This is a genomic window from Nitrospirillum goiasense, assembly GCF_034427435.1.
Taxonomy (GTDB): Bacteria; Pseudomonadota; Alphaproteobacteria; order Azospirillales; family Azospirillaceae; genus Nitrospirillum.
Genome location: NZ_JAXQNP010000002.1, coordinates 1,723,348 through 1,738,505, shown reverse-complemented (window position 1 = coordinate 1,738,505; position 15,158 = coordinate 1,723,348). Strand labels below are relative to the sequence as shown.

The window sequence follows — 15,158 nt, the reverse complement described above, 5'->3', positions numbered from 1 at the left end:
CCGGCCCCTCAGACAAACGCCGCCTCGCCCGCGTGGACATGCGCCCGCACCTGGTTGCGGCCTTCATGCTTGGCCACGTAGAGCGCCTCATCCGCGCGCTGGATGAAACGGCCCAGCGACTCGCCCAGCTCATATAAGGCGACGCCCACGGACAGGGTGATATTGCCGATGGGCGCGCCGGACGTGCGCTTGACGATGCGGCGGTTGGCGATGGTGGCCCGGGTCTGCTCGGCGAAGGCCAGCGCCTCGTCTAGGGTGCATTCCGGCATGACGATGGCGAATTCCTCGCCGCCGAACCGGGCCGCGGTGTCCCGGCCGCGCACCGAGTCCTTCAGGGTGCGGCCCACCAGCTTCAGCACCTGGTCGCCCACGACATGGCCATGGTTGTCGTTGAACTTCTTAAAGAAGTCGATGTCGATCATCAGCAGGCACAGGGGGCGCCCATCCTCCATGGCGGCGGCGGCGGCCTCGCGCAGGGCCTGGTCGAACTGCTTGCGGTTGGCAAGCTCCGTCAGCGCGTCGGTCATGGCCTCGCGCCGGACGGTGTCCAGGTCGCGGCGCATGTTCTCCAGCTGGTGCGCGCTGTCGGTCAGCTGGGTTTGCAGGAACTGGTTGCGCACGGCGACGCGCTGCGCCTGCTCCGTCATGACGCGGATGATGCCGCGCAACTGGGCCAGCGTGTCCGACAGCTCGGCCTGGCCTTGGAACGTCTTGAGCGCCGCGCCGAAATTGCCGGCGTCATTGCCGGCGGAGGACAGGGTGGTGGCGATGCCGGCCAGGGCCTCGGTCAGCTTGTCCCCGATCTCCTGCATGGCCTGGAGTTCGCCATCGGCGGCGAAGAACTTGTGGTACAGGTCGCCGCACCGCGCCTCCGTGAAGGGCAGGCCGTTGCTGGCGATGATGTCGACGGCGCGGGTCAGGTCCGGATAGCGGCCGCTGTAATAGGCGTACCAGACGGTGAAGTTGTGGGGATGCGGGGCCACAGCCTCGGCGCGCATGCGATCCATCGCCTGCTGGGCGAGCTGGCCGGCAGCCTGGGGTCCCTCCGCGAACAGCACGTACTCTCCCGCCATCTGTGAGTGGGCTGGCCAAGGGGCCAGGGCGCCGGTCCTCTCGACCGCCCCATCTACCCCATAAGAATAAGTCATAAACCGTCAAGGTTGCCAACAAGGGAAAGCGGCCGGACAGGCCTTATCCAGAATTGTTGGCCGCGCGTTCAGGCAACCCGGCAAAGGGTGCGGCCGAGAAATCATCCTTGGCCGGAAAAGAAACAGGCCCGCGCCTGGGGACCATCTCCGGGCGCGGGCCTGTGAATACAGGGCGACTCTTTCCAGGTCGCTCTTAACCTTGTCAGGCGGAGGTGATCGCCCGCTCCACCAGCTGGCCCAGGTGCTGGGTGCGCTTGGTCAGGCTCTGCAGCACGGCGGAGATTTCCGCGGTGGCGGCGGCGGTCTGGCCCGACAGGTTCTTCACCTCGCCGGCCACGACGGCGAAGCCCTTGCCGGCCTCACCCGCGCGGGCCGCCTCGATGGTGGCGTTCAGCGCCAACAGATTGGTCTGCTTGGCGATGGCGTCAATCTGCTGGGCGACGGTGCCCACCTTCTCGATCTCGGCGCGCAGGCCTTCCAGTTCCCGGCTGATTTCCTGGAGGGCGGAGGACAACTCGGTCTTCGACAGACTGGTGGGCGTGGAGCTCATCGATGGCACCTAGGGTTGAATGAGTGTCGCTGAACGGTGGCCGGGGGTCCCTGCCGGGACGGCCAACCCGGTGCTTTCTAATACCACAGAAGAACAGGGGCCGGGACGCACAAAATCGGACCATATGCATATGGTCCGATTTATTTGGTTCGGAACCGGAATGATCAAGGAGTGGACGACCAGGCCATAAGAAAAGCCGCCCCAGGGTCAGTTCCCCGGGGCGGCTTTCCATAGTCCCGTCAGCGGGGCCTTAGGCCTGGAAACGCAGCGCCTTGGCGCGCACCACGCTGGGCAGGCCCTGGATGCGTTCCAGCAGGGCGTCGTTGACCTCCTGGTCCACGGACACCAGCGCGATGGCGTTGGCGCCGGCCTCGGTGCGGCCCAGGTGGAAGGTGGCGATGTTCACGCCGGCATCGCCCAGGGTGGTGCCCAGCTTGCCGATGAAACCGGGCTTGTCCTCGTTGCGGATGAACAGCATGTGCTCGCTCAGTTCCGCTTCGACCGGCACTTCCTCGATCTGCACGATGCGGGGCTTCTCACCGCCGAAGAGCGTGCCGGCCACGGTGCGGGTCGCGCGCTCGGTCTGCACCACCACGCGAATCAGCGTCTGGTAGTCGGCGGCCTCCTCCCGCTTGGTTTCCGCCACCTTGATGTCCCGCTCGCGGGCGATCACGGGGGCGTTGACCATGTTGACCGACGCCAGCAGCGGCGACAGCAGGCCCATGAGCACGATGGCGGTCAGCGGACGGGTGTTCAGGTCGGCGACCTGGCCCTCATACTCCACCGTCACCGACTTCAGGCCGGTCTCGGTGATCTGGCCGGCGAAGCCGCCCAACTGCTCGGCCAGCTTCATGTAGGGCTTCAGCTTGGGCGCGTCCTCGGCGGAGACCGACGGCATGTTCAGCGCGTTGACCACGGCGCCGGTCACCAGGAAGTCGGACATCTGCTCGGCCACCTGCAGGGCCACGTTCTCCTGCGCCTCGGTGGTGGAGGCGCCCAGGTGCGGCGTGCAGATGATCTTCTCGTTGCCGAACAGGATGCTTTCCTTGGCCGGCTCCTCGGCGAACACGTCCAGGGCGGCGCCGGCGACATGGCCGCTGTCCAGCGCCGCCTTCAGGTCGGCCTCGACGATCAGGCCGCCGCGGGCGCAGTTGATGATGCGCACGCCCGGCTTGGTCTTGGCCAGGGCCTTGGCGTCCAGGACGTTGCGGGTGGCGTCGGTCAGCGGCGTGTGCAGGGTGATGAAGTCGGCGCGGCGCAGCAGCTCATCCAGCTCCACCTTCTCCACGCCCAGGTCCTGGGCGCGCTCGGCCGACAGGAAGGGGTCGAACGCGACGACGCGCATCTTCAGGCCCACGGCGCGGTCGGCGACGATGGAGCCGATGTTGCCGCAACCGATGACGCCCAGGGTCTTGCCGTACAGCTCCACACCCATGAAGCGGTTCTTTTCCCACTTGCCGGCGTGGGTGGAGGTGTTGGCGGCCGGGATTTCACGGGCCAGCGCGAACATCATGGCGATGGCGTGCTCGGCGGTGGTGATGGAATTGCCGAACGGGGTGTTCATGACCACCACGCCGCTGGCGGTGGCGGCGGGCACGTCCACGTTGTCGACACCGATGCCGGCGCGCCCGACCACCTTCAGGTTGGTGGCGACGGCCAGGACTTCCTTGGTGACCTTGGTAGACGAGCGGATGGCCAGGCCATCGTACTTGCCGATGATGGCCTTCAGCTCATCGGGCTTCAGGCCGGTGATGACGTCGACCTCGACACCGCGCTCCTTGAAAATCTCGACGGCGCGGGGGCTCAGGCTGTCCGAAATAAGAACCTTGGGCATGGCTCTCTGATCCTTCTAGAGGATGGGCCGGCGCCGCCGCTGGACGGAGTCCAGGTGCATGGCGGCGCCAGGCCGTTATGTCTCGGGAATAGGCGTGTAAGACGCTAAAGGCGCGGGTTCAGGCGACCAGTTCGGCCGCGACCGTGGCATAGGCCCAGTCGATCCAGGGCAGCAGCGCCTGGATGTCCGACCGCTCCACCGTGGCGCCGCCCCAAATGCGCAGGCCCGGGGGGCGTCGCGGTAGGCGCCGGCGTCCAGCGCCACGCCTTCCTTTTCCAGCAGGGACGCCACCTTCTTCGCCACCTCCGCCTGGACTTCGGGCGTCTGGCCGGCCAGCTTCGGGTCGGCGAACTTCAGGCAGATGGAGGTGCAGGAGCGGGTGGCGGGCACCTCGGCCAGGAAGGCCGCGGTGGTGCCGGCGGCGACCCAATCGGCCACGGCGGCCAGGTTGCTTTCGGAGCGCTCGATCAAGCCCTTCAAGCCGCCTACGGACTCGGCCCAACGCAGGCCGTCCAGGGCATCTTCCACCGCCAGCATGGAGGGGGTGTTGATGGTCTCGCCCTTGAAGATGCCTTCGACGATCTTGCCGTCCTTGGTCATGCGGAAGATCTTGGGCAGCGGCCAAGCCGGCTTGTAGCTTTCCAGGCGGGCGACGGCGCGGGGGCTCAGCACCAGCATGCCGTGGGCCGCCTCACCGCCCAGCACCTTCTGCCAGGACCAGGTGACCACATCCAGCTTGTCCCAGGGCAGGTCCATGGCGAACGCGGCGGAGGTGGCGTCGCAGATGGTCAGGCCTTCGCGGTCGGCCGCGATCCACTCACCATCGGGCACGCGCACGCCGGAGGTGGTGCCGTTCCAGGTGAAGACCACGTCGTTCTTGAAATCGACCTGCGCCAGGTCGGGCAGCTTGCCGTAACCGGCGGTGAAGGTGCGGGCGTCGGCCAGCTTCAGCTGCTTCACGACGTCGGTCACCCAATCCTTGCCGAAGCTTTCCCAGGCGACCATGTCGACGCCACGGGCGCCCAACAGGGACCACAGGGCCATTTCCACGGCGCCGGTGTCGGAAGCCGGGACGATACCGATGCGGTAATCAGCCGGGATGTTCAGAAGGGCGCGGCTGCGGTCGATGACCTCTTGCAGCTTGGCCTTGCCGGGCTTGGACCGGTGCGAGCGGCCCACCAGGGCGCCCTTCAAGGCTTCCAGCGTCCAACCCGGACGCTTGGCACAGGGACCAGAGGAGAAATTCGGATTCGACGGCCGGCTCTCGGGCTTCGGCGGTACGGTCATGATGCTATTCCTTGCAGAATAGTTGCGCCTCGTTGGGGAGGCGTGTCCCGCTGCGGACCTTATGGGCGCCGCGCAAGAACGTCAATCATGACGGCATGGCGACGACACATTGCTGCCATGCCGGAATGCACCGCGAAACATCCTTTCGGATAAGGCGACGCGAGCCACTTCCGTACCAGCGGCATGCGATGTGCTCATGTCGCTGTAGGACGCGACCGCGTCCGCCGGACCTTTTCGGGGAACGCAGTGGACTGAAAAGGGAGGATCAGCCAAGCCGCCGGATGGCGGCGCCCGGCACCTGAGGGAACGATAAAATCAAGCCGCCGCGTGGGGGATCAAGGCGGGGGGCACCAGACGGCTGGCGGCCAGGGCCTCGCACAGCTTGAAATAGTTATCCCGACGTTCGGTCGCGCTGTCGAATTGTTCCAGGTAGTTCAGGATGAACTCCGGCCGGCGCAAGGCCGTGGTCAGCGTGTCGCTGGCGAAGGTGCGGGCCCTGCCCTCCGGCAAGCCGCCGCAGGTGTTGATGAGGGCCAGCATGCGGTCGGCGAAACCCATGGCCTGGTTGCCGACAATGTCCGTCCGCACCGTCTCGAACAAGGCGCTGTCCAGGATGTCCAGGATTTCGCGCTTCGAGGCGTCCGGCAGACCGGCGTTCTGGATGCGGTCGGCCAATTCGCTCAAGGGTGGGATGATGTCCATGCGCCGGTTCTGGCAGCCCATGTCCCAGACGATGTCGTCGGGCACGATGAGTGAGCGCAAATACGGCGCCAGCTTGGCCCGGGCCTGTCGCCCGGGGGCCATGTTCACCAGGCTCAGCACCAGGTTGATCTTGGCGTAGGTGCCCCGGGCCATGGCCATGACGTCGGCCATGGCCTCGGGCTGGATCAGCTTGTCGGCGCGCAGCGCGATCGCTTCCTGGATTTCCTCATCGTTCACCAGGGACGGCGCCGTGACCTTGAGATGGTCCTGGATGCGGACCAGGGCGCGCAACTCATCCTGGATGTGCCGCTCGCCATGGAACGGCAGGCGCGCGTGCAGGTGGCGCAGCAGGCCCAGGCGCAGCTCCGCCAGTGTCCGGGGCAGCACGCCCTGGGCCAGCAGTTCGGACAGGGCGATGACGCCCGGCGGGTGGCTGCCGCCGGCGTCCATGTCCACCTTGCCCAACTTGCCGACATAGAGGTTGATGGCGTTCAGCACCAGTTCGATGCGGTCCGCCTCCTTCCCCACCAGTTCGCGCAGCGCCAGGGACGACCCCATGATCTCCGCCGCGATGCTGTCGATGATGCGCATCTCGCGCACGGTTAGGTCGGGGGTGAACAGCCGGAACAACCGGTCCAGCTTTTCCATCCAGGTCTTGGTGCCCGCCAGATAGGCGGCGGTGGCGCGGTACAGCCCGGGAATGGGGTCGGCCCCGCCAGCGGCCAGCTTTTCCGACAGCGCCTTAAGACCGCCCGGCGCCAGCGGTGGCACCGGATTGCCCTTGGACTTGGCCACCAGACGGCTGAGACCGTCATCCACCATGGCCATCAGTTCCTTCATGCGCGACACGGCGGTCTGCTGGCTGCCGCGCACCTGTTGGCTGGCCAGGCGTTGCAGGGCGCCCTGCACCAGGGTGCCGGCATTGTCCAGCGCCCGCGCGGCCACCTCGTAGTACAGCACCTCCAGCGGGGTCAGCCGGTTCTCATCGAGATAGCGGGCGAACAGGCCTCGGATGACTTGGCGCTGGATGTCCCCGGTGAAGTCCTCCGGCTTGTCGCACCAGGAGGCGTCGCGGCCGGGGTTGGCGATCTGCAGCGGATCCGTCTCCGCCACGCCGGGGCGCAGGCGCTTGCGCACCGTGATATGGCTTTTAAAGTCGTGGTCCAGATAGTCACGGCGGCGGACGATACGCACGCCGTCGACCTCCTTGCGGTCGATGAGCAGGGCGGCGGCCGGCTCGATCTGCCGCAAGTCGGGCCCTTCCTTGACCAGAAGCCACTGGTCATTGTGCAGGCTGTGCAGCTCGAACGCGGTTTTCACCGTTCCGACCAGATGCTGTTGCCTCTCCACTGGGACCCTGGCTCCGACCAATAGCGGGGCGCGGCCGTATGATTAATACAGCTTAAACGCCCCATTTTATGACTGCGTGGTCCATCATCCCGCATCCAACGGGCCGGGTAAACGGTAATGTCCGCAACCACCACTTCCGGGAGCGGCATACCAGGGTAAATCACCGGCTGACGCTACCCCGGGTTGGACTTGCCCAGAGCGGAAGGGGGCGACTCGCCGGAAGGGGGCAGACCAACCGGTGTCATACCCCTTCCGACTCCGGGGCAGGGGCGCATCCTCCCCAAAAGGGAGTGTCGGGATCAATCGGCTGAACGGCATAGGCCCACCGGCGCGCAGCGGTGGGCCGGCGCCGGCAGCCGGGCAGGTCGTCAGATGTGGATGTGTCCTTCCAGAAACAGGACCGCGTCACCGCTGATATGCACGCGGTCGCCCGCCAGCCGACAGCCCAGTTCCCCACCCCGGCGCGACACCTGCCGGGCGCTCAGGCGGTCGACACCCAAGCGGTCCGCCCAATAGGGGATCAGGGTGCAGTGGGCGGAACCGGTGACCGGATCTTCCAGCACCCCCTTGGCCGGGGCGAAGAAGCGGGAGACGAAGTCCACGCCCGGTTCGTCGCCGGGGGCCGTGACGATCACCGCGAAACGGTCGATGTCCATGAGCCCAGCCGCATCCGGCGTCAGCGCCCGCACGTCGGCGGCATGGTCATAGACCACCAGATAGTCGCGCGCGGCCAGGATGGCGGTGGGCGCCGGGCCGCCCAGGGCGGTCACCAGGCCGGGATGAACCGTGTCCGGCGCCCCCGGCGCCCGGGTGGGGAAGTCCAGGGTCAACCGCCCCCCCTCCCGCGTCACGGTCAGCAGGCCCGCCTTCTGGGTGCTGAACACCACCCGATCCGTCCCGGGCTGCAGGATGTTCATGATCAGGTGCGCCGTCGCCAGGGTGGCATGGCCGCACAGATCGACCTCCACCTCGGGCGTGAACCAGCGCAAGCCCCAGGCCCCCCCGTCGGTGTCCCCCGGCGGCACGACGAAGGCGGTTTCCGACAGGTTGTTCTCCGCCGCGATGGCCTGCATCCGCGCTTCCGGCAGCCAGGCGTCCAGGGGCACCACCGCCGCGGGGTTGCCGCTGAACACGGCGCTGGTGAAGGCGTCGATCTGATAGATGGGCAGGCGCATGGCGATGACACTCCGCTGCTGGGGATGAGCCTGTCTCCCGAGGAAGGCAGGTGACAATAGGCACAATCCCGGAATAGAACAGGGACATTGTCCCATCAATGCGGATATTGTCGCCATGACAATGACGGAGAAACAGCCGCGCTGGCTGCCCGACATCAGCCAGCGTCCCGGGCCGCGCTACCGCGCCATCGCCGCCGCCTTGCGGGACGACATCGACAGCGGCGCGCTGCCCATCGGCGCCAAGCTGCCCACCCACCGCGACCTGGCCTGGCGCCTGGGCGTGACCGTGGGCACCGTCACCCGCGCCTATGCGGAGGCGGAGCGCGGCGGCCTGATCGGCGGCGAGGTGGGGCGCGGTACCTTCGTGCGCGACCCCCGCCCGGCGGAGGTGCCGGGGGACGACAGCGGCATCATCGACCTGTCGGTGAACGCCCTGACCCAACACCCCAACGAGGACCGCTTGCGCCAGGCCTTGGCCTCGCTGGCGGAGCGCAACGATCTGTCGGGCCTGATGCAGTATCCGCCGGTGAATGGCAGCGCCCGGCATCGCCAGGCGGCCGCCCTGTGGATCGAGCAGACCACCGGGCTGACCGTCGATCCGTCCCGTGTCCTGCCCACCGCCGGGGGGCAGAACGCCATGCACCTGGCCCTGGCCGCCATCACCCGGCCGGGCGACAGCCTGCTGGTGGAGCAGTTGTCCTATCCGGCGGTGAAGCCGTTGGCGGGCCTGCTGGACCTGCGGCTGGTGCCGGTGGCCATGGATGGCGAGGGGCTGCTGCCTGACGCGCTGGAACAGGCGGCGGACGCGCACGGCGCCCACGCCCTCTACTGCATGCCCCGGCTGCACAACCCCACCACGGTGACGCAAGGGGCGGAGCGCCGGCGCGCGGTGATGGCCGCCTGCCGCCGCGCCGGCATCCGGGTGGTGGAGGATGATGTCTACGGATTCCTGGCCGATGGCCCGGATCTGCCGCCCCTGGCGGCGCTGGACCCGGAACGGGTGCTGTTCCTGACCAGCCTGTCGAAGAACCTGATGCCCGGCCTGCGCACCGGCTTCCTGCTGTGCCCCCCGCCCCTGATAGACCGGGTGCGCACCCTGCTGCGCGCCACCTTGCTGGGCGTCAACCCGCTGGGAGCGGAATTGGCGGCGGAATTCATCCTGTCCGGCGCGGCCCTGGAAAGTGCCACCCAGCGGCGGACCCTGGTGGCGGACCGCCAGGCCCAGGCGCGCCGCCTGCTGCCCGGCGCCACCTCCGACCCCGCCTGCCCCCACCTGTGGCTGAGCCTGCCCGAACCCTGGCGGCGGGAGGATTTCGCCCGCGCCCTGTTGAGCCGCGGGGTGCGCGTCACGCCCGCCGACGCCTTCGCCGTGGCCCGGGGCGACACGCCGCATGCCGTGCGCGTCTGCATCGGCGGGGTGGAGCGGACGGACTTGCTGGACCAGGGCCTGCGCACGGTGGCCGCCCTGCTGGCGGAGCCGGCGGCCATGGGCGAGAGTTTCGTCTGACAGTGCCTTACGGAAACGGCCGAACGGTGTGCGCGTGGTTCAGGGGGCCGTGGCCGCCGCCGAAGCCGGGGGCGGTGCGGATGGCCTCCTGCACGTAGGCGTGCGCCCTTTCCACCGCCTTAGGCATCTCCAGGCCCTGGGCCAGGCCGCAGGCGATGGCGGAGGCCAGGGTGCAGCCGGTGCCATGGGTGTGGACCGTCTCCCGGCGGGGGGCGGTGTAGCTGTGCTCCCCACCCCGCGTCACCAGCAGGTCGGTCACCACGGGGCCGGCGCGATGGCCGCCCTTGACCAGCACGGCATGGGCACCGAACTCCAGCAGGCGCTCGGCCGCCCGGCGCATGCCGTCCAGGCTGTCGCCCTCGAAACTTTCCAGGGGCAGGCCGGTCAGGGCGGCGGCCTCCACCGTGTTGGGGGTCAGCAGGGTGGTGATGGGCAACAGGCGCTCGATGGCCACCGACAGGGCGCGATCCTCCAGCAGGCGCTGGCCGCCCTTGGCCGCCATGACCGGATCGACCACCAGGGCGGGCACGCCCACCTCGCTCAGCACCTCGGCCACCGCCTCGATGACCTCCGCCGACGCCAGCATGCCGGTCTTCACCGCGTCGGCGCCGATGTCGGCCAGGCACAACCGCATCTGCAGGGCGATGAAGTCCGGCGGGACGGGCATGACGGACCGGACACCATGGGTGTCCTGCGCCGTCAGGGCGGAAACCGCCGTCATGGCATACCCGCCCAGGGCCGTGACCGACTTGATGTCCGCCTGGATACCGGCACCGCCGCCGCTGTCGGACCCGGCGACGATCAGGACACGGCCGCGCATGGCGTTATTCCGCCACCTTGGCGGCGGGCGCGGGCGCCACGTCCTTGATGGCGGCGACGATGTCGTCCACCACCGCCGTCACCAGGCCCTGGTCGTCGCCCTCGGCCATGACGCGGATCAGGGGTTCCGTGCCCGACTTGCGGATCAGCACCCGGCCGGTGGCGCCCAGCCGCGCCTCGCCGGCGCGGATGGCGTCCTGGACGCTGGCCGCGGCCAGGGGGGTGGCCCCACCGGCCGGATCGAAACGCACGTTCTTCAGCACCTGGGGCAGCGCCTGGAAGACGCGCAACACCTCCGACGCCGGCTTGCCCGACTGCTGGATGACCGCCAGCACCTGCAGGGCCGCCACCAGGCCATCGCCCGTGGTGCCGTGATCGGACAGGACGATGTGGCCGGACTGTTCGCCACCCACGTTGAAGCCATGCTCGCGCATATGCTCCACCACGTAACGGTCGCCGACGGGGGTGCGGGCCAGGCTCAGGCCCCTGCCCTTCAGGTGCAGTTCCAGGCCCAGGTTGGACATGACCGTCGCCACGACGCCGCCGCCGCGCAGGGTGCCGGCGTCGGCGCTGGCGCAGCCGATCAGGGCCATGACCTGGTCGCCGTCGATCTGGGTGCCGGTCTCGTCCGCCAGGATCAGGCGGTCGGCATCGCCGTCCAGGGCGATGCCCAAGTGGGCGCCGTGGGCCACCACGGCGTCCCGCATCGCCTTGGGCGCCGTGGCGCCGCAGTCCTTGTTGATGTTGAAGCCATCGGGGGCGACAGCGACCGGGATGACCTCGGCCCCCAGTTCCCACAGCACCTTGGGCGCCACCTTGTAGGCGGCGCCGTTGGCGCAATCGACCACGATCTTAAGTCCGTCCAGGCGCAGGCCACGCGGGAAGGTGGCCTTCGCCTGCTCGATATAGCGGCCGATGGCGTCATCCAGGCGCTGGGCGCGGCCCAGGTCCTTGGCCCCGGCCAGGTCACCGGCGAAGCCCTCCACCATGCGTGCCTCGATGGCGGCCTCGACCTCGTCCGACAGCTTGTAGCCATCCGGCCCGAACAGCTTGATGCCGTTATCGTAAAAGGGATTGTGCGAGGCGGAGATCATGACGCCCATGTCGGCGCGCAAGGAGCGCGTCAGCATGGCCACCGCCGGCGTGGGCATGGGGCCCACCAGGGTGACGTCCATGCCCATGGAGACGAATCCGGCCACCAGCGCCGGTTCCAGCATATAGCCCGACAGGCGGGTGTCCTTGCCGATGACCACCAGGTGGCGGTGATTGCCGCGCCGGAACTGCAAGGCGGCCGCCATGGCCACCTTCAGGGCCGTTTCCGCCGTCATGGGCTCGGTATTGGCCGTGCCCCGGATGCCATCGGTACCGAAGAGTTTACGCGCCATCGTCTTTCACGCCATCGATTCTTGTCTCACATGGTCTTTTGCCGTAACCGCCAAAAGACCCCCTCAAACGCCGGGCGCCACCATCCGGCGGCTTGGCTTCCTCGCTCCGCCCTGCGGTACTCGCTCCGGGGCCGGCCGTCGCCGGCCTTCAATCGTCTCACCGACCATGCAGCGCCTGCCACAGGGCCCGCGCCTGCATCGTCTCCGCCACATCGTGCACCCGCAGGATATGCGCGCCCCGGTCCAGGCAGGCAAGGCCGCCGGCCAGCGACCCGGCCAGCCGATCCTTGGGCGCCTCCCCCCGCGACAAAGCCGCCAGGAAACGCTTGCGCGACAGGCCCACCAGCAGGGCGCAGCCGGTGCCATGATAGAGCGCCGTGTGGCGCAGAATGTCCAGATTATGCGCCACCGTCTTGCCGAAGCCGATGCCGGGATCGACGGCGATGCGCCCGCGCGGGATGCCGGCGGCCACGCACGCCTGCACCCGCGCCATCAGGTAATCCATCACATCCAGGGCGGCGTCGGCGTAGCGCGGCTCCAGCTGCATGGTGCGGGGGTCACCCTGCATGTGCATGAGCACGACCGGACAGCCGCGCGCCGCCACCAGGGCCAGGCTGTCGGGGTCGCCCTCCAGCGCGCTGATGTCGTTGATGATATGGGCGCCGGCGTCCAGCGCCGCCGCCATGACCGGGGCGTGGCGGGTATCGACGGAGACGACCGCCCCCGCCGCCGCCAGCGCGCGGATGACGGGCACGACGCGCGCGGCCTCCTCCGCCGGCGATACCGGAGCGGCGCCGGGGCGGGTGCTCTCGCCACCGATGTCCAGGACGTCGGCGCCTGCTTCCATCAGGGCGCGACCATGGGCGATGGCGGCATCGGCGGCGGCGAAGTCACCGCCGTCGGAAAAGCTGTCGGGCGTGACGTTGACGATGCCCATGACCAGGGGGCGGGAGAGGTCCAGGCCGGCGAAGGCCGGGCGCGGCGCCGACAGGGCGGCCAGGCGCTGCTCAACCGCCGGCACCACGCCCGCCGCCATCGCCCAAGCCGCCAAGTCGTACAGGTCCATCACTTTACGGGCGACGGTACCGGGGCGGCGCACCGCCACCTCCACCTGGGTGAAGGACAGGGCCGTACCCGCCAGCGGCTGGCCATCGGGGGCATGCAAGCCGGACAACAGGCCCACGGGTGTCAGATACACGTCTTCGGCGGCAACGGGTGCCCCGGACGCCCACGGGTCCGAGGGGACGGAAGGCAGGTCGGATGGCATGAATTCCCTCTCACGCAACGCCGCGATCCTAGTCCCCCACCCGCGCCGACGTCACCCGCCCTGGCGGCAGCCCTGCCCTACGGTGGAGCACTACAGAAAAAACAAAACCCCCGGGCGCCTGGGGCGACCGGGGGTCTTGCGAAGGGGTCGAGCCTGGATCAGGTCCCGGGCTGCGGTTCCGGCGTGAAGGGGCCGGGCTCAGCACTGGTGGTGCCACCGGCGGTGGGCACCGAGGTGCGCCGGCCGGCGCCGCGCGGCGGCACCTTGGGCGGCTCGGTCGATTCGGGCCGCACGATGCTCTCGCCCCGCAACAGGGCGCGAACCTCGTCACCCGACAGCGTCTCGTATTCCAGCAGGGCGTTGGACACGTTGTGCAGGTCGTCCATGTGCTCCGTCAGGATGTGGCGGGCGTGGCCCTCGGCCTCCTCGATGATGCGGCGGATTTCCTCATCGATCAGCTGCGAGGTCGCTTCGGAAATGTTCTGCTGCTGGGTCACCGAATGGCCCAGGAACACTTCCTGCTCATTGGCGTTGTAGCGCACCCGGCCCAGCCGCGCGCTCATGCCGAATTCGGTCACCATGCGGCGGGCCATGTTGGTGGCCTGCTGGATGTCGTTGCCAGCACCGGTGGTCACCTGCTCCGCCCCGAAGATCAGCTCTTCCGCCACACGGCCACCGAACATCATGGCCAGCTTGGATTCCAGCTCGATCTTGGAATAAGCGTACTTGTCCCGCTCCGGCAGGCTCATGGTCACGCCCAGGGCGCGGCCACGCGGCACGATGGTGACCTTATGCAGCGGGTCGCTTTCCGGCATGAACAGGCCGACCAGGGCGTGACCGGCCTCGTGATAAGCGGTCAGCTTCTTTTCCCGGTCGGTCATGACCATGGACCGGCGCTCGGCGCCCATCATGACCTTGTCCTTGGCGGCCTCGAACTCGCCCATGCCGACCACGCGGCGGCCGGCGCGGGCGGCCAGCAGGGCGGCCTCGTTCACCAGGTTGGACAGGTCGGCGCCGGAGAAGCCGGGGGTGCCGCGGGCGATGGTGCGGGCGTCCACGTCGGGGGCCAGCGGCACCTTGCGCATGTGGACCTTCAGGATCTTCTCACGGCCCGAAACGTCGGGGTTGGGCACCACCACCTGGCGGTCGAAGCGGCCGGGGCGCAGCAGCGCCGGGTCCAGCACGTCGGGACGGTTGGTGGCGGCGATGAGGATGACGCCCTCGTTCGCCTCGAAGCCGTCCATCTCAACCAGCAACTGGTTCAGGGTCTGCTCGCGCTCGTCATTACCGCCGCCCAGGCCGGCGCCACGATGGCGGCCGACGGCGTCGATCTCGTCGATGAAGATGATGCAGGGGGCGTTCTTCTTGCCCTGCTCGAACATGTCACGGACACGGGACGCGCCCACGCCGACGAACATTTCCACGAAGTCGGAGCCGGAGATGGTGAAGAATGGCACGTTGGCCTCACCCGCCACGGCGCGCGCCGTCAGCGTCTTACCCGTACCCGGCGGGCCGACCAGCAGCACGCCCTTCGGGATCTTGCCGCCCAGGCGCTGGAATTTCTGCGGGTCCTTCAGGAACTCCACGATCTCTTCCAGTTCCTGCTTGGCCTCGTCGATGCCGGCCACGTCGTCGAAGGTGACACGGCCCACCTTCTCGGTCAGCAGGCGGGCGCGGCTCTTGCCGAAGCCCATGGCCTTGCCGCCGCCGGACTGCATCTGGCGCATGAAGAAGATCCACACGCCGATCAGGACCAGCATGGGCAGCCAGGACAGGATGATGCTGAACAGCGTGGGATTGCCGCTGTCATCCGGCACCGCCGTGATCTTCACGTTCTTGTCGGCCAGGCGGCTCACCAGGTTGCTCTCCGGCGGCACGTAGGTCGAGAAGGTGCGGTTGTCACGGAAATGGCCGGTGACCTGCGGCCCCTTGATCGTCACGTCGGCGACGGTACCGCGCTCAACCTCTTCCAGCAGTTCGCTGAAGGGGATGCTGGTTTGCGTCGTCCGATTGGTGGAGGTCTGGAAAAGGTTGAACAGAACGAACAGCAAGACGCCGATAAACGCCCACAGCGCCAAATTTTTACCGAAGTTGTTCACGTCTCTCAGCCTTTCCTCGACAACCGCGCCCTGCC

General features: G+C 68.3%; 10 protein-coding genes and 1 pseudogene. 1 reads left to right on the top strand and 10 read right to left on the bottom strand.

The window, feature by feature from the left end; genetic code table 11:
* Nucleotides 1-8 precede the first annotated feature (8 nt).
* The 6 genes and pseudogenes from ULB03_RS10585 to ULB03_RS10560 all read right to left on the bottom strand — a co-directional run bounded on the left by ULB03_RS10585 (nt 9) and on the right by ULB03_RS10560 (nt 8,046).
* Nucleotides 9-1,058 carry a GGDEF domain-containing protein gene (locus ULB03_RS10585; RefSeq protein WP_322483101.1) on the bottom strand — a complete coding sequence of 350 codons (1,050 nt, stop codon included), beginning with the start codon at nt 1,056-1,058 and terminating at the stop codon, nt 9-11.
* Nucleotides 1,059-1,350: 292 nt separating this feature from the next.
* Nucleotides 1,351-1,698: a methyl-accepting chemotaxis protein gene (locus ULB03_RS10580; RefSeq protein WP_004273812.1), complete on the bottom strand. Its 348-nt coding sequence runs from the start codon at nt 1,696-1,698 to the stop codon at nt 1,351-1,353.
* 250 nt (nt 1,699-1,948) lie between these two features.
* Nucleotides 1,949-3,532 (bottom strand): phosphoglycerate dehydrogenase, encoded by a 1,584-nt coding sequence (gene serA / locus ULB03_RS10575; protein WP_322483100.1) that lies wholly within the window; start codon nt 3,530-3,532, stop codon nt 1,949-1,951.
* A gap of 118 nt (nt 3,533-3,650) precedes the next feature.
* Nucleotides 3,651-4,819, bottom strand: a pseudogene (locus tag ULB03_RS10570) (phosphoserine transaminase).
* A 315-nt stretch (nt 4,820-5,134) separates the two neighbouring features.
* Nucleotides 5,135-6,841 (bottom strand): hypothetical protein, encoded by a 1,707-nt coding sequence (locus tag ULB03_RS10565; protein ID WP_322483099.1) that lies wholly within the window; start codon nt 6,839-6,841, stop codon nt 5,135-5,137.
* Nucleotides 6,842-7,239: 398 nt separating this feature from the next.
* Nucleotides 7,240-8,046, bottom strand: a complete 807-nt coding sequence (locus tag ULB03_RS10560) for a PhzF family phenazine biosynthesis protein (protein ID WP_322483098.1) — start codon at nt 8,044-8,046, stop codon at nt 7,240-7,242.
* 115 nt (nt 8,047-8,161) lie between these two features.
* Between ULB03_RS10560 and ULB03_RS10555 the strand changes: the two genes are divergently transcribed.
* Entirely contained in the window at nt 8,162-9,553 is a 1,392-nt protein-coding gene (locus ULB03_RS10555) for an aminotransferase-like domain-containing protein (RefSeq protein WP_322483097.1), read from the top strand.
* 7 nt (nt 9,554-9,560) lie between these two features.
* Here the strand turns inward: ULB03_RS10555 and thiD are convergent, their stop codons facing one another.
* The 4 genes from thiD to ftsH all read right to left on the bottom strand — a co-directional run bounded on the left by thiD (nt 9,561) and on the right by ftsH (nt 15,123).
* Complete coding sequence (gene thiD / locus ULB03_RS10550; RefSeq protein ID WP_322483096.1) at nt 9,561-10,373, bottom strand: bifunctional hydroxymethylpyrimidine kinase/phosphomethylpyrimidine kinase; 813 nt, start codon at nt 10,371-10,373, stop codon at nt 9,561-9,563.
* 4 nt (nt 10,374-10,377) lie between these two features.
* A complete protein-coding gene (glmM, locus tag ULB03_RS10545; protein ID WP_322483095.1) occupies nt 10,378-11,757 on the bottom strand; it encodes a phosphoglucosamine mutase in 1,380 nt (459 codons plus the stop codon).
* A 157-nt stretch (nt 11,758-11,914) separates the two neighbouring features.
* The gene (folP, locus tag ULB03_RS10540; protein WP_322483094.1) at nt 11,915-13,024 is read right to left on the bottom strand and encodes a dihydropteroate synthase; all 1,110 of its coding nucleotides are present in this window, start codon (nt 13,022-13,024) and stop codon (nt 11,915-11,917) included.
* Between the two features lie 158 nt (nt 13,025-13,182).
* Nucleotides 13,183-15,123 carry an ATP-dependent zinc metalloprotease FtsH gene (gene ftsH / locus ULB03_RS10535; RefSeq protein ID WP_322483093.1) on the bottom strand — a complete coding sequence of 647 codons (1,941 nt, stop codon included), beginning with the start codon at nt 15,121-15,123 and terminating at the stop codon, nt 13,183-13,185.
* Nucleotides 15,124-15,158: the final 35 nt, after the last annotated feature.